We start from the raw sequence: 25,625 nt of genomic DNA on the forward strand, positions 1-25,625 counted from the left end.
GGCCGGTAACGGCCGGGTGCTGTCCGCCCGGAACCGACAGGTTGGGAGTTCAGGTGGCAAACGTTCTCGAACGCGTCCTGCGCGTGGGTGAGGGGCGCATTCTTCGGAGGCTCCAGCACTACGCCCAGGCGGTCAACGAACTCGAAAGCGACTTCTCCAGCCTCACGGACGAGGAACTGAAGAACGAGACGAACGAGCTCCGCGAGCGCTACGGCAATGGCGAGTCGCTCGACGACCTGCTGCCCGAGGCGTTCGCCGCGGTGCGCGAGGCCGCCAAGCGCACGCTCGGCATGCGGCACTTCGACGTGCAGCTCATGGGCGGGGCCGCCCTGCACCTAGGCAACATCGCCGAGATGAAGACCGGTGAGGGCAAGACGCTCGTCGCGACCCTCGCCGCCTACCTCAACGCGCTCGCCTCCCGCGGCGTGCACGTCGTCACCGTCAACGACTACCTCGCGTCGTACCAGTCGGAGCTCATGGGCCGCGTTTACCGCGCGCTCGGCATGACGACCGGCTGCATCCTCGCCGGGCAGACCCCGGCCGAGCGCCGCGAGCAGTACGCCGCGGACATCACGTACGGCACGAACAACGAGTTCGGCTTCGACTACCTGCGCGACAACATGGCCTCGAACACGAGCGACATGGTGCAGCGCGGCCACTTCTTCGCGATCGTCGACGAGGTCGACTCGATCCTCATCGACGAGGCGCGCACCCCGCTGATCATCTCGGGCCCCGCCTCGGGCGAGGCGAACCGCTGGTTCACCGAGTTCGCGAACATCGCCAAGCGGCTCAAGCCGGGCGTCGACTTCGAGGTCGACGAGAAGAAGCGCACCGTCGGCGTGCTCGAACCGGGCATCGAGAAGGTCGAGGACTACCTCGGCATCGACAACCTGTACGAGTCGGCGAACACCCCGCTGATCTCGTTCCTCAACAACTCGATCAAGGCCAACGCCCTGTTCAAGCGCGACAAGGACTACGTCGTGATGAACGGCGAGGTGCTCATCGTCGACGAGCACACGGGCCGGATCCTCGCCGGGCGCCGCTACAACGAGGGCATCCACCAGGCGATCGAGGCGAAGGAGGGTGTGAAGGTCAAGGCCGAGAACCAGACCCTCGCGACCGTCACGCTGCAGAACTACTTCCGCCTCTACAAGAAGCTCTCCGGCATGACCGGTACCGCCGAGACCGAGGCGGCCGAGTTCATGTCGACCTACAAGCTCGGCGTCGTGCCCATCCCGACGAACAAGCCGATGCAGCGCAAGGACCAGTCCGACCTGGTCTACAAGAGCGAGAAGTCCAAGTTCGACCAGGTCGTCGAGGACATCGCCCGGCGCCACGAGTCGGGCCAGCCCGTGCTCGTCGGCACCACGAGCGTCGAGAAGAGCGAGTACCTCTCGCGCCTGCTGGCCAAGAAGGGCATCAAGCACGAGGTGCTCAACGCGAAGAACCATGCGCGTGAGGCCTCGATCATCGCGCAGGCCGGTCGCATCGGCGCTGTCACCGTCGCCACCAACATGGCCGGCCGTGGAACCGACATCATGCTCGGCGGCAATGCCGAGTTCCTCGCCGTCGCCGAGATGAACGGCCGCGGGCTGAGCCCCGTCGAGACCCCCGAGGAGTACGAGGCCGAGTGGGACTCGGTCTACGAGCGGGTCAAGAAGGAGGTCGCCGAGGAGGCCGAGAAGGTCATCGAGGCCGGCGGTCTCTACGTGCTCGGCACCGAGCGCCACGAGTCGCGCCGCATCGACAACCAGCTCCGCGGACGCTCCGGCCGACAGGGCGACCCCGGCGAGAGCCGCTTCTACCTGTCGCTGCAGGACGACCTCATGCGCCTGTTCAACTCCGGTGCCGCCGAGGCGCTCATGACGCGCAGCAACGTGCCGGACGACCTGGCCATCGAGTCGAAGGTCGTCAGCCGGGCCATCCGCTCGGCCCAGGCGCAGGTCGAGGCGCGCAACGCCGAGATCCGCAAGAACGTGCTCAAGTACGACGACGTGCTGAACCGGCAGCGCGAGGCGATCTACTCCGACCGCCGTCACATCCTCGAGGGCGACGACCTCCAGGACCGCGTGCAGAAGTTCCTGACCGACGTCGTGACCGAGGTCGTCGACCAGCACACCGCCGAGGGCAACTCGGATGACTGGGACCTCGACGCCCTCTGGACCGAGCTCAAGACGCTCTACCCCGTGTCGATCACGATCGACGAGGTGCTGAGCGAGGCGAACGGCCGGCTCACGCCGAAGTTCCTGACCGACGAGATCCTCTCCGACGCCCGCGTCGCCTACAAGCGCCGCGAGGAGTCGCTCGGCGAGCCCGCGATGCGCGAGCTCGAGCGCCGCGTCGTGCTGAGCGTGATCGACCGCCGCTGGCGCGACCACCTCTACGAGATGGACTACCTGAAGGACGGCATCGGCCTGCGCGCGATGGCGCAGCGCGACCCCCTGGTCGAGTACCAGCGCGAGGGCTTCGCGCTGTACCAGAGCATGATGGCGCAGATCCGCGAGGAGTCCATCGGCTTCCTGTTCAACCTCGAGGTCGAGGTCACGGGCGGCGAGGGCACGGCCTCGGTCTCGGCGAAGGGCCTCGGCGCCTCCGCCCCGACCACCGGTCTCACCTACACCGCACCGGACGCCGACAACCAGGGCGAGGTCGAGGTGCGCAACCAGCGCGGCCAGCTGCAGCCCGCCGCGACGGCGCGTGCGCAGCAGGCCGCCGCGCAGGGCTCGCTCAACCCCGCGTTCGGCCGCTCCAACGGCGGACCCGCCACGGCGCAGGCACGCCCCGCCGCCGCTCGCGCCAGCCAGGCGGCGACCGCCCGCCGCGCGGCCGCTCCGCAGGGCGGCGCCCGCGGCAGCTTCGGTCAGCGCTCGGAGGAGGCGGCCCCCGCGGCGCCCGCCAACCGCGCGCAGCGCCGGTCGCAGGAGAGCAACAAGAAGAAGAGCTGACGTGGACCCGCTCGAGGCGCTCACCGAGATCGCGTACCTCCTCGAGCGGGAACGCGCGTCGGCCTTCAAGTCGAAGGCGTTCCGGCGGGCGGCGGACGCCATCGCGTCCCTGCCCGCCGACGTCGTCGCCGACCCGGTGCGGCTGAAGGCAGTGAAGGGCGTCGGCGACTCCTCGTACAAGGTCATCCGCCAGGCGCTCGAGGGCCGGGTGCCCGACTACCTCGCGGAACTGCGCGAGCGCACCGGCGGCGGACCGACGAGCGGACTCCGCGCCAGGCTCCGCGGCGATCTGCATAGCCACAGCGAATGGTCGGACGGCACCACGCCGATCGAGGAGATGGTGGATGCTGCGCGGGCGCTCGGCCACGAGTACCTCGCGCTCACCGATCACTCGCCCCGACTCCGGGTCGCCAACGGGCTGAGCGTCGAGCGGCTCGAGCGGCAGCTCGAGGTCGTCGCGGGGCTCGGCGGCGACGGCATCCGCCTGCTCTCGGGCATCGAGGTCGACATCCTCGACGACGGCGGGCTCGACCAGACCGACGAGATGCTCGGCCGGCTCGACGTCGTCGTCGCGAGCGTGCACTCGAAGCTGTCGATGGATCCCGCCCAGATGACGCGACGGATGATCGGCGCGGTCTCGAACCCGTACACCGACGTGCTCGGGCACATCACCGGTCGCCTCGTCGAGGGCTCCAGGGGCACGAGACCCGGCGCGACGTTCGACGCCGAGGCCGTCTTCGCCGAATGCGCGGCTCGTGGCGTCGCGGTCGAGATCAACTCGCGGCCCGAGCGGCAGGACCCGCCCGACGAGCTGATCGCGCTCGCCCTCGACGCCGGATGCCTGTTCTCGATCGACAGCGACGCGCACGCTCCCGGCCAGCTCTCGCTGCTCGACTACGGCGCGGAACGCGCCGAGCGGGCGGGGGTGCCGGAGGAGCGGATCGTCACGACGTGGCCCGCCGAGAAGCTCCTGGAGTGGACGACGAGGAAGCGCTGATTCCGGCCTAGGGTCGAAGCATGAGATTCGGACTCTTCATTCCCCAGGGCTGGCGGCACGACCTCGTCGGCATCGACCCCACGGAGCAGTGGGCGACCATGAACACCCTCGCGCAGCAGGCCGACGACGGCCCGTGGGAGTCGATCTGGGTGTACGACCACTTCCACACCGTGCCCGTCGCCACTGAGGAGGCGACCCACGAGGCGTGGACGCTCATGGCCGCGTTCGCCGCGACGACCAAGCGCGTGCGCCTCGGTCAGATGTGCACCTGCATGAGCTACCGCAACCCGGCCTACCTCGCCAAGATCGCCTCGACCGTCGACATCGTCTCGGGCGGCCGCGTCGAGATGGGCATCGGCGGTGGCTGGTACGAGCACGAGTGGCGCGCGTACGGCTACGGCTTCCCGCGGATCGGGGAGCGGCTCGGCCGCCTCGACGAGGGCGTCGAGATCATGCGCCAGGCGTGGACGCAGGGCGTCGCGACGCTGAACGGCGAGCACTACCAGGTCGACGGGGCGATCGTGCGTCCGCTGCCGCTGCAGCAGGGTGGCATCCCGCTCTGGATCGCGGGCGGCGGCGAGAAGGTCACCCTGCGCATCGCGGCGAAGTACGCCGCGTACACGAACTTCGCCGGCACCCCTGAGGAGTTCACGGCCAAGAGCGAGATCCTGCGCGCCCACACCCAGGAGCTCGGCACCGACTTCGACGCGATCGTGCGCAGCGCGAACTACAACACGGTCATCGCGGAGACCGAGGCGGAGGTCGCGGACCGGCTCGACGCGATCGAGGCGCGGGTGCGCCCGTTCATCGGCGAGGAGCGCGCGGCGGACTTCATCGCCGAGTACAAGACCGACAAGGCGCTCGCGGTGGGCACGCCCGAGCAGGTCGTCGAGAAGCTGCGCGGGATGCAGGAGCTCGGCCTCGGCTACGCGATCCACTACTTCCCGGAGGCCGCGTACGACCGCTCGGGCATCGACCTGTTCGAGCGCGAGGTCGTGCCGGCGCTGCAGTAGTCGCGTCCGCAGACGAGATGGAGCCCGGGCCACCGACGTGACCCGGGCTCCTCATCTTCGGTCGGAGGCGTTACCCGCCGATCAGCGCCCCTTTCCCTTGCCGGGCTCCGTCACGGTGACCGTCGCCGGCTCCGTGTACGCGCCGCCGAACTCGTTCTCGAAGAACGCTCGGTACTGGCTGCCGCTGTCCTTCTTGGTCGCGGTGATCGTGAGCGAAGTGCCCTGGCCCTTCTTCACGTCCTTCCACACGCCGTCGGCGAGCACCTGCCACTGCACGGTCGGGGCGGGCGCGCCCGTGGCCGCGGCGGTGAAGGTCACCTTCGAGCCGTTGCGCACCGTCGCGTCCTGCGGGTCGCCCGTCACGCGGACGACCTGTCCGGCGTCGCTGCGGTCACCGGCGCCCTGGTCAGCGACGAACGAGGCGACCCACGACAGCGCCGAGTTCCAGTTCACGGTGATCTCGTTCGTCGACCACGACTGGATGTCGTCGAGGTAGCAGAACTGCGGAGCGCACATCCGCTCGGGGGTGTAGACGCCCTTGATCACCGGGTCCCACGTGCCCGTGTCGGAGTTCGGGCCGCCCGAGACGGATCCGCGCGGCGGGTTCGGCAGGCTCGGCTCGATCGAGTGGGCGAACCACCGGCTGTGCTGGTTCTCGGAGAACACGTCGCCGTAGCCCGTGATGTACGAGTTGTTCAGCGCGTTGCGGCCGAGCAGGTAGTCCATCGCCTCGAGCACGGCGTCGGCGTAGCGCTGGTCGCTCGTGAGGTCGAACGCGGTCGCGAGGACGACCTGGTTGTTCAGCACCATGCTGTTCGAGCCCCACTGGTACACGCCGCCCTTGCCGGGGTAGGAGGTGCCGAAGGGCTGCTTCTCCTGCCAGGCGAGGTAGCGGTCGGCACCGCTGATCACCGAGGCGCGGATCTGCTCACGCCCGGCGATGTCGGACTCGACGGTGGCGAGGTCGAGGCGCCCGAGCGCCGCGGTGTGGCCCCAGTCGAAGCCGTCCGCGGTCCAGATGTCGGCGGTGTGGTACTTGCTCGCGAGCACGTGGTCCTCGAACTCCTGCTCGCCCGTGGTGAGGAAGAGCTCGGCCGCGGCCCAGTAGAACTCGTCACCGATCTCGGCGTCGTTGTAGGGACCGCTACCCGGGTTGGGGTCGGCGTTCGGCGCCGGCTCGAGCAGGTTCGGCGTGGCGACGGCGGCGTGCCAGGCGACCTCACCGGCGGCGAGCAGCTCCTCGGCGAACGCCGCGTCGTAGGGAGCCCAGAGACGAGCGCCCTGAGCGGCGACGGCGGCGAAGTTCAGCGTCGCCGCGGTCGACGGGCGGTGCAGGTAACGCGCCTGCGGATCCTCCGACGGCAGCAGGGGCAGCCCGGTCCAGTCGACGTCCGCGACCTTGTGGTGGATCATGCCGGCGTACTGGGCGCCCTCCGGCACCTGCATGCTCATCATCCACTCGAGCTCCCAGCGGGCCTCGTCGAGCACATCCGGGATGCCGTTGTCCGCCTCGGGGATGTTGAGGCTGCCGTCCTCGAGAGCCGAGGCGGTGCCCGTCGGGCTGTACAGCGTGCGCTCGTAGGTGCCGAGCAGCTGCGCGACGGCGATGCCGCCGTTCACGACGTACTTGCCGTGGTCACCGGCGTCGTACCAACCGCCCGTGACGTCGAGCGTGTAGTCGCAGGTCCAGTCGCCGTACTTCCAGTACTGGCCCTCCGTCTCGCGCGAGAGGCACGGCACGTCGTAGTCGCCCTTGTTCGGGCTGTCGGCGACGAGGGAGCTCTCGGGGTTCTCGACGTGGCCCGCGTCGCGGGTGTACTCGTCCGCGTGCGGCTGGCCGTCCATGATCGAGCCGTCGATCGCGATGCCGCTGCGTACGGGGTAGAAGTAGTTCAGCGCGTCGGCCCGCAGCTGCTGGTAGATGTTCTGCCCGATCTCGAAGGCGTAGCTCGTCTCGCCGTCCGCGACGAGGGTGTACTCGCCGGGCGCGGTGACGTTTCCGAAGTCGATGACGTGCACGTTGAGGCCGGCCGTCGGGTCGACGCCCGCCGGAGTCGTCTGGCCGGATGCCACTGCCGTGCCGTTCCGCTGCAGCTGCCAGCTCACGGCATCCGTCGCCTCGGTGACGAGGGTGGCCTGCTTGGGGCCCTCGGGCAGGTAGCCGACCTGGTTGACGCGCACTCGCGGCCCGGTCTCGGGGGCGTACGGCTCCTCCTCCGTGCCGCCGAGAAGCGACACGTTGTCGAGGCAGAAGGTCCAGGGCTCTGCCGAGCCGCCGACCTGGAAGGCCACCTGGCCACTTGCCGGGTCCTCGCCGGCCGCGGCGGGGAAGCCCTTGCCCGGCGTGAAGGTGTACTCGTAGCGCGTCAGCCCGCTGGTCAGCGTGGGGTTCTGCTCGAAGAGCACGTCGTACGGTGCGTCGTCGTCGCCGAGGATCGCCCGGATCGGGCGGCCCGTCGACGAGCTCGCGTCGAACGACAGCGTGTAGGTGGTGCCCGCCTCGACGACGATGCCGTTGACGCCGACGATCTGGTCCCAGCGGTTGGTGGTACCGCCGGGCAGGTCGACGCAGAGCACGCCGTCGGTGATCCTCGTCGTGCCCGCGGTGGCGAAGAACGGGTCGAGAGTGCCGTCCTGGAAGTCGCCGCCGGGCACCTGCTCGACCGCGGCGTCGCCCGGGGCGGCCGCTGCCGAATCGGCGATGAGAAGGGTGGAAGTCGCGAGGATGCCGGCCCCGAGGGCCGCCGTTGCGCGCGTCAGACTTCGTCTTGCTGAGACCACGTCGTCTCCATCTATCCGGTGAGAGGAAAGAGCGTCCCGCGCCTGTGGGAGCGCTCTCATGAACTAACCCGAGCCTCCCTCGGCTGTCCAGCGTCAATCCGAGAAGGAGGATCCGCTCGTCGTGAGGAAGGGCTCGAGCGCGTCGGCGACGGCGGGAGCGAGGGAGGCGGCGAAGTCGTCGGACAGGTGGTGATCGTCGGTGTAGACGAGGGTGCTGCCGATGATCGCCGGGCACCAGGCGTCGTCGCAGAACCGCTCGGTGAGGTCGACGAGCCCGGCGCCGCGCTCGGGCGCGACCGCGGCGAAGGCCGAGCGCGCCGCAGGGTTCAGCGCGGCGCTGCGTTCGGCCCCGCAGCGGTCCGCCGCGTCCAGGTTCGCCGACAGGCAGTACAGCGGGGAGCGGCCGAGGTCGGGGGAGTCCTGCATGACGACGACGCGCGCCGACGACGGCAGGCGGTCGATCGACTGCTCGAGCGCGTCGCGCCAGCCGCTCTCGCCCCGACTGCCGCCGACGCCGGTGTGATTGGCGAGCACGATGACATCCGGCGGGTCCGCGTGCACCGCCGCCAGCATGTCCGTGCGCCACGTCCCGCAGGTCGGGTTGTCGGGAGTCAGCCAGCCGTCGTCAGGGTCGACGGAGCGACACCCGGACTTCACCATCGTGCGAAGGGTGAAGCTCTCGGACTGCGCGGCGCCCTCGAACGCGCGGAACAGCCGCCCCGCGTGGGAGTCGCCGACGAGAGCGACGGTGACACCGGATGCCGCGGGCCCGAAGTCGCACGTCACGAGCCCCTCGCCCGAGCGGCTCTGCTGGCAGTCGAGGTCGGTGAGGTCGCCGCGCTCCTCCCTTGCGCCGGCGAGCGTGGGCGTGAGGTCGCTCGGCACGAAGCGCGCCGGCGCGGGCGCGCTCGCCGCCGCGCGGGTGCTGTGCAGCTCGGGCAGTCGCGCCGTCGCGACGATGCCGGCCGCCGCCACGGCGACCGCGGCGACGGTGAGGGCCGCCGCCGCGGCGAGCAGTGTGCGGGCGCGCGGCATCCGGAGGCTGCGCGCCGGTTCCTCGACGACGCGGTGCACCAGCCAGGCCAGGGGGAACGCCGCGGCCGCGAGCACGACGTCGAGCCAGCCGGGCAGGGCGTGCCACTGCACGGCCTCGTGCGGCAGCACGAGCAGCGGCCAGTGCACGAGGTAGAGCGAGTACGACAGGCCGCCGATGGCCACCATCGGGCGCGCGGCGAGCAGCACCCGTGCTCCTTGCTGCGCGTGGGCGCCGGCGATCACGGCCGTCGTGGCAAGCACCGGGAGCAGCGTCGCCCAGCCCGGATGCCGCGTCGCGTCGTCGAGCACGATCGCCGCGACGAGCAGGGCGCCGAGGCCGGCCCAGCCGGCGGCGCGGGCGGCTGTCTCAGGGATCCGTGCGAGGGGGAGCAGCGCGAGCACGCCGCCCACTGCGAGCTCCCACGCCCGGAACGGCGACTGGAAGAACGCCGTCGGTTGCGAGACCGGAAGCATGGCGAGGCATGCGACGAAGGACCCGACCGTCACCGCGACGAGGGCCGCGGCGAGCGCCGCTCTGCGCCGCGTCACGGCGCTCACCGCCAGCAGCAGCAGGGGCCAGACGAGGTAGAACTGCTCTTCGACGCCGAGCGACCAGTAGTGCCGGAAGGGCGACGGGAGGTCCTCGCCCAGGTAGTCGGTGCCCTGGATGCCGAAGAGCACGTTCGGCACCGAGAGCACCGCCGCCACCCCGTGCTCCAGTACGTCGGGCAGACGCAGCGGGGCGACGAACACGACGCTCAGCAACGCGGTGGCGAGCGCGACGACGAGCGCAGCCGGGAGGATGCGGCGCGCCCGCCGGGCGTAGAACGTGCCGAGGTCGACGCGGCCCGTGGCGTCCAGTTCCCGCACCAGCAGCCCGGTGATGAGGAACCCGGAGAGCACGAAGAACACGTCGACGCCGATCCAGCCGCCGGCGACCGGGAGCCCGGCGTGGTGCGCCACGACGAGTAGTACGGCGACCGCTCGGAGGCCCTGCAGGTCGCGCCGGAAGTGCCCGCGTCCTCGCACGCCCTCCGCCTCGCTCACGTCGGCGACGCTAGGGCGGGAGGATGACGCGCGGGTGAACGATCAGAGCACGTGGATCGCGGTCGCGCGCCAGCGTCGGTCGAGACCCTCGAGGCGGAGCGCGACCGCCCGGGTGCGGGCCCGCGCGTGCACGACGACCGTCGCCTCGACCACGCCGTCGCGGGGCTGGCAGACGAGCACGGAGCCGATCCGCACGGCCGGCCGGGTCGGCGCCTGCCCCTTCGCCTGCCGCGCCCGGGTGCTCAGCACGACGCGCTTCAGCAGATGCCGGTAGACGTCGTCGCTCACCCACCGGGCGATCTGCTCGAGGTCACGCGCCCCCGCGAGCACCTCGACGACGCAGCGGGCGAGATTCTCGAGCAGTGGCTGCGGATCGGGGAGCGCATCGCTCCCCGTCGGCTGATGGCCGAAGTACTCGTCCGTGTCGAGCTGCGATCGGAGCACGCGGGCGGTGGCTCCGGCGCTCGGCGGCGTCGCTCCTGTCAGTGGTGGTGCAGGCCTCATCGCGGCTCCTCGCATGTGGTCGAGGGACCCCCCGAAGGGGGTACACGTAGGCACATGAAAGCAGCCGGAGCGGCGGCGTGTAAACAGCGGTCAGTGCTTCTGTGGATAACCGGGACGGCGTGCTCGAGGCGTCGGTACGGTCGGCCGCATGCGCTTCGACCGTCTGTTCGACGACCTCGAGGGCCAGCTCGACCACGAGCTAGGCGCGGAGGCGGTCGACCTCGAGGCGGAGGAGGAGCGGCTGCGGCTCGGCCGGATGAGCGTGCGCGACCGCCTGCGGGCTCTCGCGGAGCGGCAGGCCGATCCCGTCCGTGTCGTGCTGCGGGGCGGGGACACGATCTCCCTGCAGGTCGCCTCGGTGGGGCGCGACTGGGTGTCCGGCCGGCTCGACCTCGGGGAGCGCCGTGACGCCCTGCTGCCGATCGCGTCGGTCGCGTCGCTCGTGCTCGGCAGGCGCCAGCTGCCCTCGAGCGTCCCCTCCGGCGAGCCGGACGGCGACCGCTCCCTCTCGGCGAAGCTGACCCTCTCGTTCGTGCTGCGGGACCTCTGCCGTCGCCGGCGCACGGTGGACCTGCGCTGCGACGGGTTCCAGGTCACGGGCACGATCGACCGGGTCGGGCGGGATCACCTCGACCTCGCGGTGCACGCCGTCGGAGAGCCCCGCCGCGAGCGCTCGGTGGCGCAGTGGCGGATCGTGCCGTTCGAGCAGCTCGTGCTGGTCCGGTACTAGCCGGGGTTCCTCGGCGCCCAGTCGCGGCGGCTGTCGCGCGGCGCGAACTCGGCGACGCTGCCCAGGTCGGACTGGTTCCAGAGGCTGAGGCGCCGGGCCTCCTCGTACTTCGCCTCGATGTAGGACTCGAGCACCGTGCGCTCGATCCGCCACTGCCCGTGCCCGCCGATCTTGATGGCCGGAAGCTCGCCACTGCGCACGAGGGCGTACGCCTGGCCGACCGACACGTTGAGCACGTCGGCGACGTCCCCGATCGTGAGGAAGCGGCCGAGGCCAGCGGCTGCCGAGTCGGTCATGGAGGCGATTATTCTCGGCCCGTCGAACCGCCGCGCCGGCCCTGTGGATAAGTCGAGCGCGGCGATCGCCGCGGGCGCACGATAAGCGCCATGGCCGCTCGACCGTTCCGCGCCTTCTGGCTCGACATCCGCTTCCTCATCGGGGTCCTCCTCGTCGCCGGCTCCGTCGCCGGGGTCGTGGCCGTCGTCGCCGCGGCCGATGAGACCGTCGAGATCTACGCCGCCCGTGACACCCTGCTGCCGGGCGACCGGGTGAGCGAGGCCGAGCTCGTCGCGCGGCCGGTGCGATTGGCGGAGGCCCACCGCACCTACCTGACGGTCGGGGAGCTGCCCGCCGACGGTGTCGTGCTGACCCGGCCCGTCGCGCAGGGGGAGCTGTTGCCCCGCTCCGTCCTCGGCGACGCGGCGGACGTCGACTCGGCCAGCGTGATGGTGAGCATCACGGGCGAGCTCGCGGAGGCCGTCGCGCCCGGTGCCGCGGTGGATCTCTGGTCGTCGCCCGGCGGCGCTGCGGGGGAAGACGTCGGCCCGCCTGCCGTGCTCGTGCCCGAGGCGACCGTCGCGAGGATCGCGGAGCCCGAGGGGATGGTGGTCGCGGGCGACACCGTGTCGGTCGAGCTGCTGGTTCCCGACGACCGGGTCGCGCGCGTGCTCGAGGCGGTCGCCGCGGAGGACGCCCTCGCCCTCGTGCCCGTCGGCGGAGGGCTCGGCTGATGGCCCGCGTGCTGCTCGCGCTGCCCTCCTGGCTCGCCGAACGTCACGCGGCGGAGGCCGCGCGACACGGGCATCTGGTGCTCGCGCGGCTCGGGGACGCGGACACCGCCGCCGCGGCGATCGTCGACCTCGCGCCGGACCTGCTCGTGATCGCCGCAGAGCCCGAGCTGCTGAACGACCGTGTTCTCGCGGCCTGCGACCTCGTCGGCACCCGTCCGCTCGCGCTCGCGGCCGACGATCGCGGCCGCCGCCTCGCCGGAGGCCTCGGCATCCGCGAGATCCACGACGCGGACAGCGACTGGAGCGAGCTCGATGCCGCCGCGTTCGGTGCACCGCTCTCTCCCGAGCGGCCCAGCGGACGCAGCGGTTCGGTGGTCGCGGTGTGGGGCCCGCCGGGAGCGCCGGGCCGCACGAGCGTCGCCATCGGCGTGGCCGCGGAGCTCGCCACGGCCGGTCACCGCGTCGTGCTCGCGGATGCCGACACGCACGGCGCCTCGATCGCGCCCGCGCTCGGGCTGCTCGACGAGTCCCCCGGCTTCGCCGCCGCGTGCCGGCTCGTCGACGCCGGCGGGCTCGATCACGCCGAGCTCGAGCGGGTGAGCCAGCGCTACGAGTCGGCACGCGGCGACTTCGAGGTGCTCACCGGCATCGGACGACCGAGTCGCTGGCCCGAGCTCGGCGCCGAGCGGGTCGCCGGCGTGCTGCGGCAGACGCGCACGTGGGCGGACTGGACCGTCGTCGACGTCGCGTCGAGCCTCGAGAGTGACGAGGAGATCTCGAGCGACGTGTTCGCTCCGCGCCGCAACGCCGCGACGCTCGCAGCCCTGCGCGACGCCGACGCCGTGCTCGCGGTCGGCGCCGCCGACCCGGTCGGTCTGTCGAGATTCCTGCGCGCTCACGTCGACCTCGTCGACCTCGTCGAGCCGGAGCGGATCACGGTCGTCATGAACCGCGTCCGCGCCTCCGCGATCGGGCTCAACCCGCACACGCAGGTGACCCGCACGCTGTCCCGCTTCGCCGGCATCGCGGAGGCGGTGCTGCTGCCCTCCGATCCCGCCGGCTTCGACGCGGCCCTGCTCGCCGGGCGCACCCTGCTCGACGTCGCGCCGCGCTCGCCCGTGCGGGTTCCCCTGCAGCGGCTAGTAGCCGAACGGCTCGCGCCACCGGCCGCAGCCCCGCGGCGGTCGCGCGGACTGCTGGGGCGGAGGGCAGCCGTGCCCGCGGTATGAGAGCGACGAGCTGCAGGCGTTCAGCTCAGGGGCGCCGAGCCGCGAGCGTCGAGCCGTGAGCGTCGCGCCGGGGCGTCGAGCCGGGGGCGTCGAGCCGTGGGCATCCAGCTCCGGCGGCGACCGAACGACGGTCGGCATCCGGCCTTCCGCGCCCAACCTAGACTGAGGGCGTGTCGACGCTCAGTGACCTCGTGCTCGCCCAGGGTCGCCCCGAGTCGGATGTCGAGTGGCTCCACCTGCTCGTCGGCGACTGGCAGCTGCTCGCCGATCTCGCCTTCGCCGACATGGTGCTCTGGGTGCCGTCCGCGTCCGGTCGCTTCGTCGCCGTCGCGCACGCGCGCCCCTCCAGCTCCGCCACGCTCTTCTACCGCGACTTCGTCGGACAGGAGATCCGCCAGGAGTGGGAGGAGCAGGTGCGCGAGGCGTTCGAGACCAGCCGCATCGTCGACACCGCCGCCCCGCACTGGTTCGAGGAGACCCCGACGCGCGTGCGCGCCGTGCCCGTGCTCCGCCGCATCGACCCGGCGAACAAGAGCGTCACGGGGCCGATCGCCGTCATCACCCGGCACAGCAACCTCGGCGAGGCACGCACGCCCAGCCGCCAGGAGCTGACGTTCAACGAGTGCGCCAACGACCTCTTCTCGATGATCGCGCTCGGCGACTTCCCCGACCTCGGCGCCCCGACCGGCCCGCGTCGCGGCGCCCCGCGGGCCTCTGACGGACTGCTCCGGCTCGACGTCGACGGCATCGTCACGTTCGCGAGCCCCAACGGGCTCTCCGCCTTCAACCGCATGGGCTTCGCCGGCGAGCTCGAGGGGGAGTCCCTCGCCGAGGTCACGACGAACCTGCTCACCGGCCGGCTCATCGTGGACGAGTCGCTGCCGCTCGTCGTCACGGGCCGCGCGCCCTGGCGCACCGACATCGAGTCGCGCGGCGTCACCGTCTCCCTGCGGGCGATCCCGATCCGCGCGAGCGGGGAGCGCACCGGCGCGATCGTGCTCTGCCGCGACGTCACCGAGCTCCGCCACCAGGAGCGCGAGCTCATCACCAAGGACGCGACGATCCGCGAGATCCACCACCGCGTCAAGAACAACCTGCAGACCGTCGCGTCGCTGCTGCGCATCCAGGCCCGCCGCGTGCACAGCGACGTCGCCCGCGAGTCGCTCACGCAGGCGATGCGTCGCGTCGGCGCGATCGCCGTCGTGCACGACACCCTCAGCGAGGGCCTCAGCCAGAACGTCGACTTCGACGCGGTGTTCGACCGCGTGCTGCTGCTCGTCGCCGAGGTCGCGAGCTCGCACTCGACGACCGTGCGCCCGCGCTCCCGCGGCAGCTTCGGCGTGCTGCCGAGCGAGTATGCGACGCCGCTCGCCCTCGCCCTCACCGAACTCGTCACGAACGCCGTCGAGCACGGTCTCGCCGGCCGCAGCGACGGCGAGGTCGAGATCATCGCCGAGCACGACGACGAGCACCTCGTCGTCCGCGTGCGCGACAACGGCGTGGGCCTGCCCGAGGGCAAGGTCGGGGCGGGACTCGGCACGCAGATCGTGCGCACCCTCATCCAGGGCGAGCTCGGCGGCACGATCGACTGGCACACGCTCGTCGGCAGCGGCACCGAGGTGACGATCGACGTTCCGCTCCGCTGGCTCGCGAAGCGCTGACGACCCAGGAACCCGTCGGGCAGGCTGAGTGTCCGTCGCCCGGGACGGGCGACGGCGCTGGCGCCGCGCCGAACTCGCTCTGCTAGGGGCCGCCCCGCCGGCCGTGCGTGCGCGGCGGCTCATAGCCGCCTTCGGGCGGCTCCATCTCGGCCCGCACCCCGAGCAGCCGGATCGGCCGGTCGTCGCCGAGAGCGTCGAGCAGTGCGAGTGCCGTCGCGGCGATCGCCGCGGGATCGAAGGTCGGCTCCGCGAGCTTGCGCACCCGGGTCAGCGTGTCGAACGGCGCGAAGCGCACCTTGAGGTGCACCCGCACGCAGGCGCGCTCCTCGCGCCGGATGTCGCCGACCACCTGCTCGGCGAGGGAGCGGAGGGCCTCGCCGACCTCCTCCCGCGTCGTCAGGTCACGCTGATAGGTCGTCTCCCGGCCGTGGGCCCTCGCCACCCACGGGGTGTCGTCGACGACGGCGCTCCCGTCGCCGCGCCCCAGCCGCCCGAAGTGCGGCCCGGTGTTCGGGCCGAACTCGGCGATGAGCGCGTCCTCGGGCGCCGCGGCGAGCTCGCGGATCGTGCGCACGCCGAGCCCCGCGAGCCGCTCGGCGATCCGGCTGCCGACGCCCCAGAGCTCCTTCGTCGGCCGGTCGCCCATCACGGTCATCCAGTTCTCCTGGGTCAGCCGGAACACGCCCCGCGGCTTGCCGAAGCCGGTGGCGTTCTTGGCCCGCACCTTCGTGTCGCCGATCCCGATCGAGCAGTGCAGCTGCGTCGCCTCGAGCACCGCGGCCTGCAGCGCTCGCGCGGTCGCCTCGGGGTCGTCGCTCTCGAGCCCGACGAAGGCCTCGTCCCAGCCCAGCACCTCGACCGTCGCCCCCGGAAACGCGCGCAGCGTTTCCATCACCCGCGCCGACGCCGCCTCGTAGACGGGGAAGTCGACGGGCAGGAACACCGCGTCCGGGCATCGCTTGACCGCGATCTTCAGCGGCATGCCCGACCGGATGCCGAAGGCGCGCGCCTCGTACGACGCGGTCGAGACGACCGCGCGCTCGGTCGGGTCGCCCCGGCCGCCGACGACGACCGGTCTGCCCGCCAGCTCCGGCCGGCGCAGCAGTTCGACCGCGGCGATGAACTGGTCCATGTCGACGTGCAGCACCCAGGCCGTCATGGACTCATCCTGACCGTGCCGGGCGGCGATGGCCAGGACGAGGAGCGGCGATGGCCAGGACGAGGGGCGTGGCGGATGCCACGGGCATCCGGTCGCGCTGCCGGTTAAATGCGGAACGGGCCCCAGCGGGGCCCGTTCACGCGATCCGTTGCTGCGTCAGGAGGCGCGGCGAGCGCGGGCGGCGCGGCGCTTGAGCGCACGACGCTCGTCCTCGCTGAGGCCTCCCCACACACCCGAGTCCTGGCTGGTCTCGAGGGCGTACTGCAGGCAGAGCTCGGTCACGCTGCACGACGCGCAGACGGACTTGGCCTTCTCGATCTGGTCGACGGCCGGACCCGTGTTGCCGACCGGGAAGAAGAGCTCGGGGTCTGCAGTGAGGCAGGCAGCCTTGTCACGCCAATCCATGAGGTTTTGGTACTCCTTGTATAGCGGGCGCGCTGATGGAGCGCGCATACGGTCGAACGACCGCCTTCGGTTCGAAGAGAGGGAAGTCTCAGCGCCGGCTCACTACACTGTGGGCGCGAAAATCAACGTCGTTTATGCTCACACATCGACCAAGTCGAGTCAATAGATCGGACGCGGATGAACGCTCCCGGCGAAACCCGCCCGTCACCTCTCGTTAACCTCCTGGTCGCCCTCCTGGCGCTCGAGAGCGCGGCTCTCGCGGTCATCGCGGGTTTCCTCGTCGTCGAGATCTTCGTCGCCGACGCGACCTCGCTCGCGAGCGCGATCGGGCTCGCCGTGCTCGCCGCGCTGGCCGCCGTCTGGCTGGGCGCGATCGCCGTCAACGCACGCCGCGGGCGCGCCTGGACGCGCGGCGCGGCGCTCACCTGGCAGGCGCTCCAGCTCGCGCTCGCGCTCGGCAGTTTCCAGGGCGTCTTCGCCCGCGCGGATGTCGCCTGGTACCTGCTCGTGCCGGCCGCGGCGATCATCGTGCTGCTCTTCACCCCGCCCGTCGTCTCGGCCCTCTCGTTGCGCGGAGAGGATGACGCGACGAACGACTGACGGCCTCACAGGTCGGCTCGACTAACGTTGTCGGCTTCGAAACGAAGGGAGAGCAGTTGATCCGACCCGACTCCTGGTGGGGCTTCCTGGTCCTTGTCGCCGCGGCGGTGGTCACCGCCGTCGTCCTCACGGTCGTCCTCGCGGCGACCCTGCGACTCGTCGGCAGGAAGCACGACTGGCCACGCCGCCTCATCAAGCACGCGCGGCTGCCGTTCCGGGTGTTCCTGCTCGTGATGCTGCTCTGGGCGGCCTTCGCCGTCTCGAATCCCGCGCCCGAGTGGCGCGCGGGCCTCGATCACCTCTTCCTGATCCTCGCGATCGCGAGCGGCGCCTGGTTCGCCGGCGGGCTGCTGACGTTCTTCGAGAGCATGTGGCTCAGCCGCTACCGCACCGACGTGCGCGACAACCGCGTCGCCCGCCGCGTGCGCACGCAGATCCTGATCCTGCGCCGGCTCACCGTCGCGGTCGTCGTCGTGGTCGCGCTCGCCGCGATCCTGCTGACCTTCCCCGGCGCCCGCGCCGCCGGCGCGAGCCTCCTGGCATCCGCCGGTCTGCTCTCGATCGTGGCGGGTCTCGCGGCGCAGTCGACGCTCGCGAACGTGTTCGCCGGCGTGCAGCTCGCCTTCTCCGGCGCGATCCGCGTCGACGACGTCGTCATCGTCGAGGAGGAGTGGGGCCGCATCGAGGAGATCACCCTCACCTACGTGGTCGTGCACATCTGGGACGACCGCCGCCTCGTGCTGCCGAGCACGTACTTCACGTCGACGCCGTTCGAGAACTGGACCCGCACCTCGAGCGAGCTGCTCGGCAGCGTCGAGTTCGACCTCGACTGGCGGGTGACCCCGCAGGAGATGCGCGAGGAGCTCGACCGCATCCTCGAGCGCACCGAGCTCTGGGACGGCCGGGTCAAGGTGCTGCAGGTGACGGATGCCACGGGCGGCTACGTGCGCGTGCGCGTGCTGGTCACCGCTATCGACGCCCCGACGCTGTTCGACCTGCGCTGCTTCATTCGCGAGGAGCTCGTGGCATGGCTGCACACCAAGAGCCCCGACGCGATCCCGCGCACCCGCGTGCAGATGGTCGAGGCCGAGCAGCCGCAGCCGAAGGGGCGCACCCGGCGCTCGCCCGCCCAGCCCTCGACCGATACCGCCCCGTCGGCGCTGTTCCACGGCACGGCGGGCGCGGAGGAGCGGGCGAGCCAGTTCACGGGCCCGATCCAGACGATCAGTAAGCAGCAGGAGCCGCCGCTCGACGACGGCTTCGAGCGCGACCGCGGGCGGGGCGACTCGGCGAACTGAGCGAGGCGCGGACAGCGACGCCGCGCGGCACGTCAGCCCGCGTCGATCCCGAGCTTCTTGCGGAGGCTCGCGACGTGGCCCTTGGCCTTGACGTTGTAGAGCGGCAGCTGGACGCGGCCTTCCTCGTCGACGACGAAGGTCGAGCGCAGCACGCCCGTCACGGTCTTGCCGTACATCGACTTCTCGCCGTAGGCGCCGTAGGCGTTGTGCACGGAGAGGTCCTCGTCGCTCAGCAGCGGGAAGTTGAGGTTCTGCTCCTCGCGGAACTTCTGCAGCGCGGGCAGCGGGTCCTTCGAGACGCCGAGCACCTGGTAGCCGGCCGAGGCGAGGGAGTTGATGTTGTCGCGGAAGTCGCACGCCTCCGTGGTGCACCCCGGGGTCGACGCCGCCGGATAGAAGTACACGACGACCTTGCGGCCGCGGAAGTCGGCGAGCGAGACGGGGGAGCCGTCCTGGTCGGGAAGCGTGAAGTCGGGGGCCTCGGCGCCGGCCTCGATGCGAGCGGTCATGGTGTCCTTTCGATCGCCAGTCGGCGCCATCCTATTGAGGCCTCTCGAACGGATGCCCCGGGCCCGATCGGCACGGCCGCCGACCCGATTGGCACGAAGGCCGGTCGAGGTGCTAACCTTGATCCTCGGCGCGGAGCTCTTCCACAGCTCTTCGTCGCTCGCACCTCTAGCTCAATTGGCAGAGCAACTGACTCTTAATCAGTGGGTTCTGGGTTCAAGTCCCAGGGGGTGTACCACCGAAAGCGCCCCGTCCATCCGGACGGGGCGCTTTTTCGTTCAACCCGTGCCCATTCGTTTTGCCGATAACCACGCGAAATTCTCGGCGCATGCTCCAGGTGCAATTCCGGCGGGGAATTGCTCGCCGCGGGGTTTCTGCCCTATATTCACGACCATGGTCAAGGAAATTGTCACGACTTACCGCGACGATCTCGACGGGTCGGAATTGCCGGACGACTTCCGTCCGACGCGTTTCTCGCTCGAGGGCACCGAATACGAGATCGATCTCTCGGAGGAGAACGTCGACCGCCTGCGCGAGGCGCTTTCGCCGTTCATCGACGCGGCTCGTCAGGTGCAGCCCCGCTTCGGCAACGCCCCGGCCCAGAGCCGCGGCAGCTCGACCAAGCGCCGCTCCTCGTCGTCCTCGTCGTCGGATTCGTCCCGCCTCGCCGAGATCCGCACCTGGGCGAACCAGAACGGATATCCCACGGGCGACCGCGGCCGGCTGCGCCAGGAGATCATCGACGCTTACGAAGCCGCCCACTGAGCTCCGCTCGATAACCGGGCGGAAACGCGAAACGGCCCCGACGCGGATGCGTCGGGGCCGTTCGTTCGTTTCTAGTGACGGGGCTGGTTTTCGTTCCCTGGTCCGTCCGGCTGATGGCGGTCGATGTAGAGCTGCGCGGCTTTCGTCGCCGTGAGCAGGAAGCGCACGAACAGCGCCGTGACGATCGCCGCGGCCACGAGCAGCACGACGTAGAACAGCGCCGTGCCGGTCGCGTAGAGCGCGTCGACGATCTCGAAATCGCCGCCCTGGTTCATCGGCCCTCGAGCTCCTCCTGGCGGTTCTCGATCACCACGGTGCCCACCGCGACGGCGAGCGTCGCCGCCCAGGCCACCCAGGTGAGCACGAGCCGCCAGTCGCGGGGCCCGGAGGTGGTGGATCGGATGGTCCCGATGCCGCTGAAGATCGATCCGATGATGGCCCCGTTGAAGAGGTACTTGCGCATTCCGGCTCCTCGCTCGTTCCTTCCTCCCCACGCTAGCGAACCGCGGCCAGCCCTCGTCCAGTCGGCGTTCAGCTTGAGCGGCGGCGGGGAGGAACTGACCGAACGGTTAGAAAACTGACCGATCGGACAGTAGACTCGCGGACATGGCCACGACCACCCGGGAACAGCTGCTGCGTGTCGCCCTCGACGAGTTCACGCGCGCCGGTTACGCGGGCACCTCTCTTCAGAGGATCGCGGATGCCACCGGCACGAGCAAGGCCAGCGTGCTGTACCACTTCGCCTCGAAGGAGGTGCTGCTCGCCGCCGTGCTCGAGCCCGCCTGCCTCGCGATCGAGGAGATCCTGAGGGGACTCGAGGGCAGGCCCTTCACGCGCGAGCGCCGCGAGGCCTTCGTCGTCGAGTTCGTCGACTTCCTGCTCGCGCACCGCCAGGCCGTGCACATCTTCGTCAACCAGTCGAACAGCGGCGTCGACGCCCCTGTTTTCGAGCGCACCGACGCTCTCGTCGCGCGCATCGCCGACGTCTTCGACCGCGAGGAGTACTCGGTCGAGACCCGCATCCGCTTCGGCATCGCCCTTGCCGGTTCCGCCTACATGCTCGTGCAGGGCGACATGCACGAGCAGCTTCCCCAGCCGCTCCCGACGATGCGCGCGGCGCTCATCACCGTGATGACCGAACTGCTCGCCCCCGTCGACCAGGAGTAACTCCGTGGCAACCCTGCTCTACCGGCTCGGCCGGTTCTCGTTCCGTCGCGCCTGGTACGTGATCGCCGCGTGGCTGCTCGCCCTCGCGGCGGTGCTCGGCGCGGGCGTGCTCGCCGGCGGCCAGACGGAGGAGTCCTTCGCGATCCCCGGCACCGAGTCGCAGGAGGCGCTCGACCGGCTCGAGGCGGTGTTCCCGCAGGTCGCCGGTGCGAGCGCGCAGATCCTGCTGGTCGCACCCGAGGGCGAGACGATCACCGCGGAGGACGACGGACCCGTCATCGACGAGCTCGTCGACGAGGCATCCGACCTCGACGGCGTCGACGGCGTCGTCGGGCCCTTCGACGAGTTCGCGGGTGACGCGGTGAACGACGACGAGACCATGGCGTACATCCAGGTGCAGTTCGACGGACCGGCGACGGATGTCACGGAGCAGACCCTCGAAGACCTCACCGCCCTCGCGTCGATCGGCGAGGACGCCGGGCTGCGCGTCGAGTTCGGTGGGCAGGTGTTCCAGGACAACACCTTCGGGATCACGATCACCGAGGTGTTCGGCGTGATCTTCGCGGCGGTCGTGCTGCTCATCACCTTCGGTTCGCTCGCGGCGGCCGGGATGCCGCTGCTCTCCGCACTCATCGGCGTCGGGATCGTCATGGGGGCGATCACGCTGCTCTCGGCGGTGACGACGGTGTCGAGCACGGCCCCGCTGCTCGCGCTCATGATCGGCCTCGCCGTCGGAATCGACTACGCGCTGTTCATCGTCTCCCGGCACCGCACCCAGCTCGCCAGGGGGATGGACCCGGAGGAGTCCGCGGCCGTCTCGGTCGGCACCGCCGGCAGCGCCGTGGTGTTCGCCGGCGTCACCGTGATCATCGCGCTGCTCGGCCTGCTCGTCGTGGGCATCCCGTTCCTCAGCGTCATGGGCGTCACCGCGGCGATCGCCGTGCTGCTCGCGATCGCCGTCGCGACGACGCTGCTGCCCGCGCTGCTCGGCCTCGCCGGCGGGCGCCTCGCCCCGAAGCCCGGCTCGCGCAGCCATCGCCGCGCGGTCGAGGGCGCCGAGGGCCGCCCGACGATGGGCCGCCGCTGGGTGCGCGGCGTCATGCGGCATCCCGTGCTCGCCTCGGTCGGCGTCGTCGCCGTGCTCGGCACGCTCGCGATCCCCGCGCTGTCGCTCGACCTCAACCTGCCCGACAACGGCTCGGAGCCCGCCGAGTCGACGCAGCGCCAGGCGTACGACCTTATCGGCGAGGGCTTCGGCCCCGGCTACAACGGCCCGCTCATCGTCGCCGTCGACATCACTCAGACCACCGACGTGCTGGAGGACCTCAAGGCCATCGGCGGCGAACTCGACGACCTCGACGACGTCGCGTTCGTCAGCCAGGGCATCCCCGACCCCGGGCTCGACACCGCGATCATCCGCGTGATCCCGGAGTCCGGGCCGGCCGACCCGGAGACGAAGACCCTCGTGCAGTCGATCCGCGAGCTCGCGCCGCAGCTCGAGGACGAGTACGGCACCGAGGTCTGGGTCACCGGCACGACCGCGGTCTCGATCGACATCTCGCAGCGGCTGAGCGACGCGCTGCTGCCGTTCGGCGTGGTCGTCGTCGGCCTCTCGGTCGTGCTGCTGCTGATGGTGTTCCGCTCGATCGTCGTGCCGGTCAAGGCCGCGCTCGGCTTCCTGCTGAGCGTCGTCGCCTCCTTCGGCGTCGTCGTCGCGATCTTCCAGTGGGGCTGGGGCGCCGACCTGCTGCACGTCGAGAACCCCGGACCGATCCTCAGCTTCATGCCGATCATCCTCATGGCGGTGCTGTTCGGTCTCGCCATGGACTACGAGGTCTTCCTCGTCTCCGGCATGCGCGAGGAGTTCGTGCACGGCGGCGACCCCCGACGCGCCGTCGAGGAGGGCTTCGCTCACGGCGCCCGGGTCGTCACGGCCGCGGCGCTCATCATGTTCTTCGTCTTCTTCGCGTTCGTGCCCGAGGGCTCCGGCACGATCAAGCCGATCGCGCTCGGGCTCGCCGCGGGCATCGCGTTCGACGCGTTCCTCGTGCGGATGACGCTGGTGCCGGCCGTCATGACCCTGCTCGGCCGCTCGGCGTGGTGGCTGCCCCGCGGCCTCGCCCGGGTGCTGCCCAACGTCGACATCGAGGGCGAGAGCCTCGGCGAGCACCGCGCGGCGAACGCGTGGGCCGCCGACAAGACCGACAGCGCGATCACGGCGGAGGGCCTCGTCGCGGGTGCCCCCGGCCACGAGGTCGGCCCGCTCGACGTCGACGTGCCGCCGGGCGGCATCCTGCTGCTCGACGGCTCCGGGTCCGCGCGCCGCATCGTCGGCGCGACCCTCGCCGGCCGGCTCGAGCCGCTCGCCGGGTCGCTGCAGGTGGCGGGCCACCCGCTCCCGTCCGAGTCGGGCAGGGTGGGGCGCCTGGTCGCGATGGCCTCCCTCGACCTCGGCGGCGACGAGGCACGGCGCACCGTCGGCGACGTGCTGGGGGAGCGGCTCGCCCTCCGGGCATCCGTGCTCCGCTCCGGCGCCGCCCGCAGGCAGTCGGACGCCGCGGTGCAGGCCGTGCGCGACGCGCTCGCCTCGGCCGGTCACCGCGCCCGCTCGCTCGGCGCGGGCGCGCGCCTCGCCGACCTGCCCGCGCTCGAGCGCACGACGGTGCTCGCCGCCGCCGCGATCCTCGAGCGCACCCCGGTCGTCGTGCTCGACCAGCCCGACGCCCTTCCGGCCGACGAGCAGAGCGCCTTCCTCGGCGCCGTCTCGACCCTGGCCGCGCCCGGGACGACCCTCGTCCTCGGCACCTCCGACACCGCGACCCGCACCGCTCCCGGCGGTCGCCCGGTCCGAAGCCTCGACATCTCCGAAGGAATCCGCGCATGAGCACGGCCATCCCGCGCCAGGGCCGACGCCCCGGCTTCCGCCGTCCGCTGGCCGTCGCCGCCGTCCTCGCCGTGCCGCTCGCGTTCGCGGGTCTCGTCGTCGGCGCGATCGGCGCCCTCGACTCCGACGACGGCCGCATCCCCGCCGCCGTCGTGAACGAGGACGAGCTCGTGACGCTGACGACCGCCGAGGGTGACACCCCGCTGCTCGGCGGCCGACAGCTCGTGACCGAGCTGACCGCGCCCGACACCGAGGGCTTCGCCTGGACGATCACGAACGCCGAGGACGCCGAGCAGCTGCTCGACTCCGGCGAGGTCAACGCCGTGCTCACGATCCCGGAGGACTTCTCGGCGTCGCTGAAGTCGATCCTCGAGGGCGGCACCGCCCAGGCCGGCATCGACGTGCGGACGGATGACGCGCACGACTACCTCACGGGCTCGCTCGTGCAGACGGTCGGACAGGGTCTCGCCGACGCGTTCGGCACCGAGATCACGAGCCAGTACCTCGGCGGCCTGTACACGACGCTCGGGTCCTCCTTCACCGAGGCGGCCTCCGGCGCCGGCGACCTCTCAACCGGTGCAGGGGAGCTCGCGACCGGGATCGACGGGCTCGGCACCGGGCTCGACACTCTCGCGAGCGGCGCCGCCGACGCCGCGACCGGCGCCGACGAGTTCGCCGCCGGGGTGGACGAGTACACCGACGGCGTCGACGCCCTGTCCTCCGGCCTGCAGCAGCTCGACCGCGGAGCCGCGGGCCTCGACGACCTCACCACGGGCATCGACGAGTACGACGCGGGGATCGACCAGCTCTCCGGCGGGCTCGGACAGGTCAACGGCGCGATCCAGGCCTACCCCGACGCCGTGATCCCGCCGCAGCTGAAGGCCTCGCTGCAGCAGATCACCGACGGCCTCTCCGCCGCAGCGGTCGGCGGCGACCAGCTCGTCACCGCGACCGGCACCGCCGTCGACGGCATCCAGTCCGGCATCGACCAGTCCGCCTCGGGCGCCGCGCAGCTGTCGGCCGGGTCCGCCGCCCTCGACTCGGGCGCGAGGTCGCTCGCGACGGGTCTCGACTCGCTCGCGACGGGAGCCTCGGATGCCGCGGGCGGCGCCGACCAGCTCGTGACGGGCGCCGACCAGCTCGCCTCCGGCGCGCAGCAGCTCTCCGACGGGCTGCAGGCCGGCGCCGACCAGCTGCCCGGTGCGGACGACCCGGAGGGCGCCGCCGATGCCCTCGCCGACCCCGTCGACGTCAGCGTCGAGCGCACGAACCAGGTCGACGACCCGACCCGGATCGTGGCGACGCTCTTCGTGCCGCTCGGCCTCTGGCTCGGCGCGCTCGCCGTCTTCCTGGTGCTCGCACCGCTCAGCCGACGTGCCCTCGAGTCCGCCGCGACCACCGGCCGGCTCGTGTCGGGCACCCTGCTCAAGGCCTTCGCGATCGTCGCCGCGCAGGCGGTGCTCCTCGTGGCCGTGCTGCACGGCACGCTCGATCTCGGCTGGCAGGCGCTGCCGGCGACGCTCGGCTTCGCACTCGTCGTCGCGCTCGCGTTCGCCGCGATCCACGCGGCGCTCACCGCCCTGTTCGGGCGCGCCGGCCTCGTCGTGTCGCTGCTGCTGCTCGCGCTGCAGCTGGCCTCGACGGGCGGGCTCTACCCGACCGCGGTGCTCTCGGCACCGTTCGAGGCGCTGAGCCCGCTGCTGCCGCTGAGCTGGGCGGTCGACGGCGTGCAGGCGATCGTCGCCGGGGGCGACCCCGCCCGCGTGGTGCTCGCGATCGTGCTGCTCGCGGTCACGGCCCTGCTGGCCGTGCTCGTGACGGTCGTCGCGACCGGGGCACGGCGCCGCCGCGACATCCGCCGGTCGGTGCTCGCGACCGCGTGATGCGA

Annotated in this window: 22 protein-coding genes and 1 tRNA gene; 14 read left to right on the plus strand and 9 right to left on the minus strand. The window is 71.5% G+C overall.

Translation table 11 applies throughout. The features are described from left to right. Positions 1-53 precede the first annotated feature (53 nt). Genes secA through JUB10_RS05925 form a run of 3 tightly spaced genes read left to right on the plus strand, consistent with a single transcriptional unit; the run spans position 54 to position 4,955 of the window. Positions 54-2,945 carry a preprotein translocase subunit SecA gene (gene secA, locus JUB10_RS05915; RefSeq protein WP_207454739.1) on the plus strand — a complete coding sequence of 964 codons (2,892 nt, stop codon included), beginning with the start codon at positions 54-56 and terminating at the stop codon, positions 2,943-2,945. Position 2,946: 1 nt separating this feature from the next. Further along, complete coding sequence (locus JUB10_RS05920) at positions 2,947-3,942, plus strand: PHP domain-containing protein (protein ID WP_207454740.1); 996 nt, start codon at positions 2,947-2,949, stop codon at positions 3,940-3,942. 20 nt (positions 3,943-3,962) lie between these two features. Continuing rightward, the gene (locus JUB10_RS05925; protein WP_207454741.1) at positions 3,963-4,955 is read left to right on the plus strand and encodes an LLM class F420-dependent oxidoreductase; all 993 of its coding nucleotides are present in this window, start codon (positions 3,963-3,965) and stop codon (positions 4,953-4,955) included. Between the two features lie 81 nt (positions 4,956-5,036). On the opposite strand, the gene JUB10_RS05930 is transcribed toward JUB10_RS05925, so the two are convergent. The 3 genes from JUB10_RS05930 to JUB10_RS05940 form a co-directional block, all read right to left on the minus strand. Next, complete coding sequence (locus JUB10_RS05930; protein WP_307859111.1) at positions 5,037-7,736, minus strand: glycoside hydrolase family 9 protein; 2,700 nt, start codon at positions 7,734-7,736, stop codon at positions 5,037-5,039. A gap of 93 nt (positions 7,737-7,829) precedes the next feature. Then, positions 7,830-9,818 carry an acyltransferase family protein gene (locus JUB10_RS05935; protein WP_207454743.1) on the minus strand — a complete coding sequence of 663 codons (1,989 nt, stop codon included), beginning with the start codon at positions 9,816-9,818 and terminating at the stop codon, positions 7,830-7,832. Between the two features lie 42 nt (positions 9,819-9,860). After that, complete coding sequence (locus tag JUB10_RS05940; RefSeq protein WP_207454744.1) at positions 9,861-10,322, minus strand: Rv3235 family protein; 462 nt, start codon at positions 10,320-10,322, stop codon at positions 9,861-9,863. 148 nt (positions 10,323-10,470) lie between these two features. Here JUB10_RS05940 and JUB10_RS05945 point away from each other — a divergent pair, with 148 nt between their 5' ends. Next, a complete protein-coding gene (locus JUB10_RS05945; RefSeq protein WP_207454745.1) occupies positions 10,471-11,052 on the plus strand; it encodes a hypothetical protein in 582 nt (193 codons plus the stop codon). Here JUB10_RS05945 and JUB10_RS05950 read toward each other — a convergent pair. Further along, the gene (locus JUB10_RS05950; protein ID WP_207454746.1) at positions 11,049-11,348 is read right to left on the minus strand and encodes a helix-turn-helix domain-containing protein; all 300 of its coding nucleotides are present in this window, start codon (positions 11,346-11,348) and stop codon (positions 11,049-11,051) included. The genes JUB10_RS05945 and JUB10_RS05950 overlap by 4 nt on opposite strands. Before the next feature lie 90 nt (positions 11,349-11,438). On the opposite strand from JUB10_RS05950, the gene JUB10_RS05955 reads away from it, so the two are divergent. The 3 genes from JUB10_RS05955 to JUB10_RS05965 all read left to right on the plus strand — a co-directional run bounded on the left by JUB10_RS05955 (position 11,439) and on the right by JUB10_RS05965 (position 14,952). Further along, entirely contained in the window at positions 11,439-12,062 is a 624-nt protein-coding gene (locus JUB10_RS05955) for a hypothetical protein (RefSeq protein ID WP_207454747.1), read from the plus strand. Further along, positions 12,062-13,291 (plus strand): AAA family ATPase, encoded by a 1,230-nt coding sequence (locus JUB10_RS05960; protein ID WP_207454748.1) that lies wholly within the window; start codon positions 12,062-12,064, stop codon positions 13,289-13,291. The genes JUB10_RS05955 and JUB10_RS05960 overlap by 1 nt, the downstream gene beginning before the upstream one ends. A gap of 170 nt (positions 13,292-13,461) precedes the next feature. After that, complete coding sequence (locus tag JUB10_RS05965; RefSeq protein ID WP_207454749.1) at positions 13,462-14,952, plus strand: sensor histidine kinase; 1,491 nt, start codon at positions 13,462-13,464, stop codon at positions 14,950-14,952. Between the two features lie 82 nt (positions 14,953-15,034). Here JUB10_RS05965 and JUB10_RS05970 read toward each other — a convergent pair whose 3' ends face one another. Further along, a complete protein-coding gene (locus JUB10_RS05970) occupies positions 15,035-16,111 on the minus strand; it encodes a DNA polymerase IV (RefSeq protein ID WP_207454750.1) in 1,077 nt (358 codons plus the stop codon). A 156-nt stretch (positions 16,112-16,267) separates the two neighbouring features. Continuing rightward, positions 16,268-16,516 carry a WhiB family transcriptional regulator gene (locus JUB10_RS05975; RefSeq protein WP_207454751.1) on the minus strand — a complete coding sequence of 83 codons (249 nt, stop codon included), beginning with the start codon at positions 16,514-16,516 and terminating at the stop codon, positions 16,268-16,270. 177 nt (positions 16,517-16,693) lie between these two features. On the opposite strand from JUB10_RS05975, the gene JUB10_RS05980 reads away from it, so the two are divergent. Further along, positions 16,694-17,116, plus strand: a complete 423-nt coding sequence (locus JUB10_RS05980; RefSeq protein WP_207454752.1) for a hypothetical protein — start codon at positions 16,694-16,696, stop codon at positions 17,114-17,116. A 56-nt stretch (positions 17,117-17,172) separates the two neighbouring features. Beyond that, a complete protein-coding gene (locus JUB10_RS05985; RefSeq protein WP_207454753.1) occupies positions 17,173-18,414 on the plus strand; it encodes a mechanosensitive ion channel family protein in 1,242 nt (413 codons plus the stop codon). A gap of 32 nt (positions 18,415-18,446) precedes the next feature. On the opposite strand, the gene bcp is transcribed toward JUB10_RS05985, so the two are convergent. Beyond that, positions 18,447-18,923: a thioredoxin-dependent thiol peroxidase gene (gene bcp, locus JUB10_RS05990; RefSeq protein ID WP_207454754.1), complete on the minus strand. Its 477-nt coding sequence runs from the start codon at positions 18,921-18,923 to the stop codon at positions 18,447-18,449. Between the two features lie 160 nt (positions 18,924-19,083). Between bcp and JUB10_RS05995 the strand changes: the two genes are divergently transcribed. Beyond that, positions 19,084-19,159: transfer RNA gene (locus tag JUB10_RS05995), tRNA-Lys, on the plus strand. Between the two features lie 47 nt (positions 19,160-19,206). Further along, the gene (locus tag JUB10_RS06000; RefSeq protein WP_207454755.1) at positions 19,207-19,686 is read left to right on the plus strand and encodes a histone-like nucleoid-structuring protein Lsr2; all 480 of its coding nucleotides are present in this window, start codon (positions 19,207-19,209) and stop codon (positions 19,684-19,686) included. Positions 19,687-19,757: 71 nt separating this feature from the next. Here the strand turns inward: JUB10_RS06000 and JUB10_RS06005 are convergent, their stop codons facing one another. Both JUB10_RS06005 and JUB10_RS06010 read right to left on the minus strand, forming a co-directional pair. After that, positions 19,758-19,961 carry a hypothetical protein gene (locus JUB10_RS06005; protein ID WP_207454756.1) on the minus strand — a complete coding sequence of 68 codons (204 nt, stop codon included), beginning with the start codon at positions 19,959-19,961 and terminating at the stop codon, positions 19,758-19,760. Next, complete coding sequence (locus JUB10_RS06010) at positions 19,958-20,149, minus strand: hypothetical protein (protein ID WP_207454757.1); 192 nt, start codon at positions 20,147-20,149, stop codon at positions 19,958-19,960. The genes JUB10_RS06005 and JUB10_RS06010 overlap by 4 nt, the downstream gene beginning before the upstream one ends. Positions 20,150-20,292: 143 nt before the next feature. On the opposite strand from JUB10_RS06010, the gene JUB10_RS06015 reads away from it, so the two are divergent. From JUB10_RS06015 to JUB10_RS06025, 3 genes are read left to right on the plus strand one after another with little or no spacing between them, the layout of a single operon-like run. After that, a complete protein-coding gene (locus tag JUB10_RS06015; protein ID WP_207454758.1) occupies positions 20,293-20,853 on the plus strand; it encodes a TetR/AcrR family transcriptional regulator in 561 nt (186 codons plus the stop codon). A gap of 4 nt (positions 20,854-20,857) precedes the next feature. Continuing rightward, positions 20,858-23,737: an MMPL family transporter gene (locus JUB10_RS06020; protein WP_207454759.1), complete on the plus strand. Its 2,880-nt coding sequence runs from the start codon at positions 20,858-20,860 to the stop codon at positions 23,735-23,737. After that, positions 23,734-25,620 (plus strand): YhgE/Pip domain-containing protein, encoded by a 1,887-nt coding sequence (locus tag JUB10_RS06025; RefSeq protein WP_207454760.1) that lies wholly within the window; start codon positions 23,734-23,736, stop codon positions 25,618-25,620. The genes JUB10_RS06020 and JUB10_RS06025 overlap by 4 nt, the downstream gene beginning before the upstream one ends. Positions 25,621-25,625: the final 5 nt, after the last annotated feature.

It is taken from the genome of Desertivibrio insolitus (assembly GCF_017355965.1).
Classification (GTDB): Bacteria; Actinomycetota; Actinomycetes; order Actinomycetales; family Microbacteriaceae; genus JAFIQW01.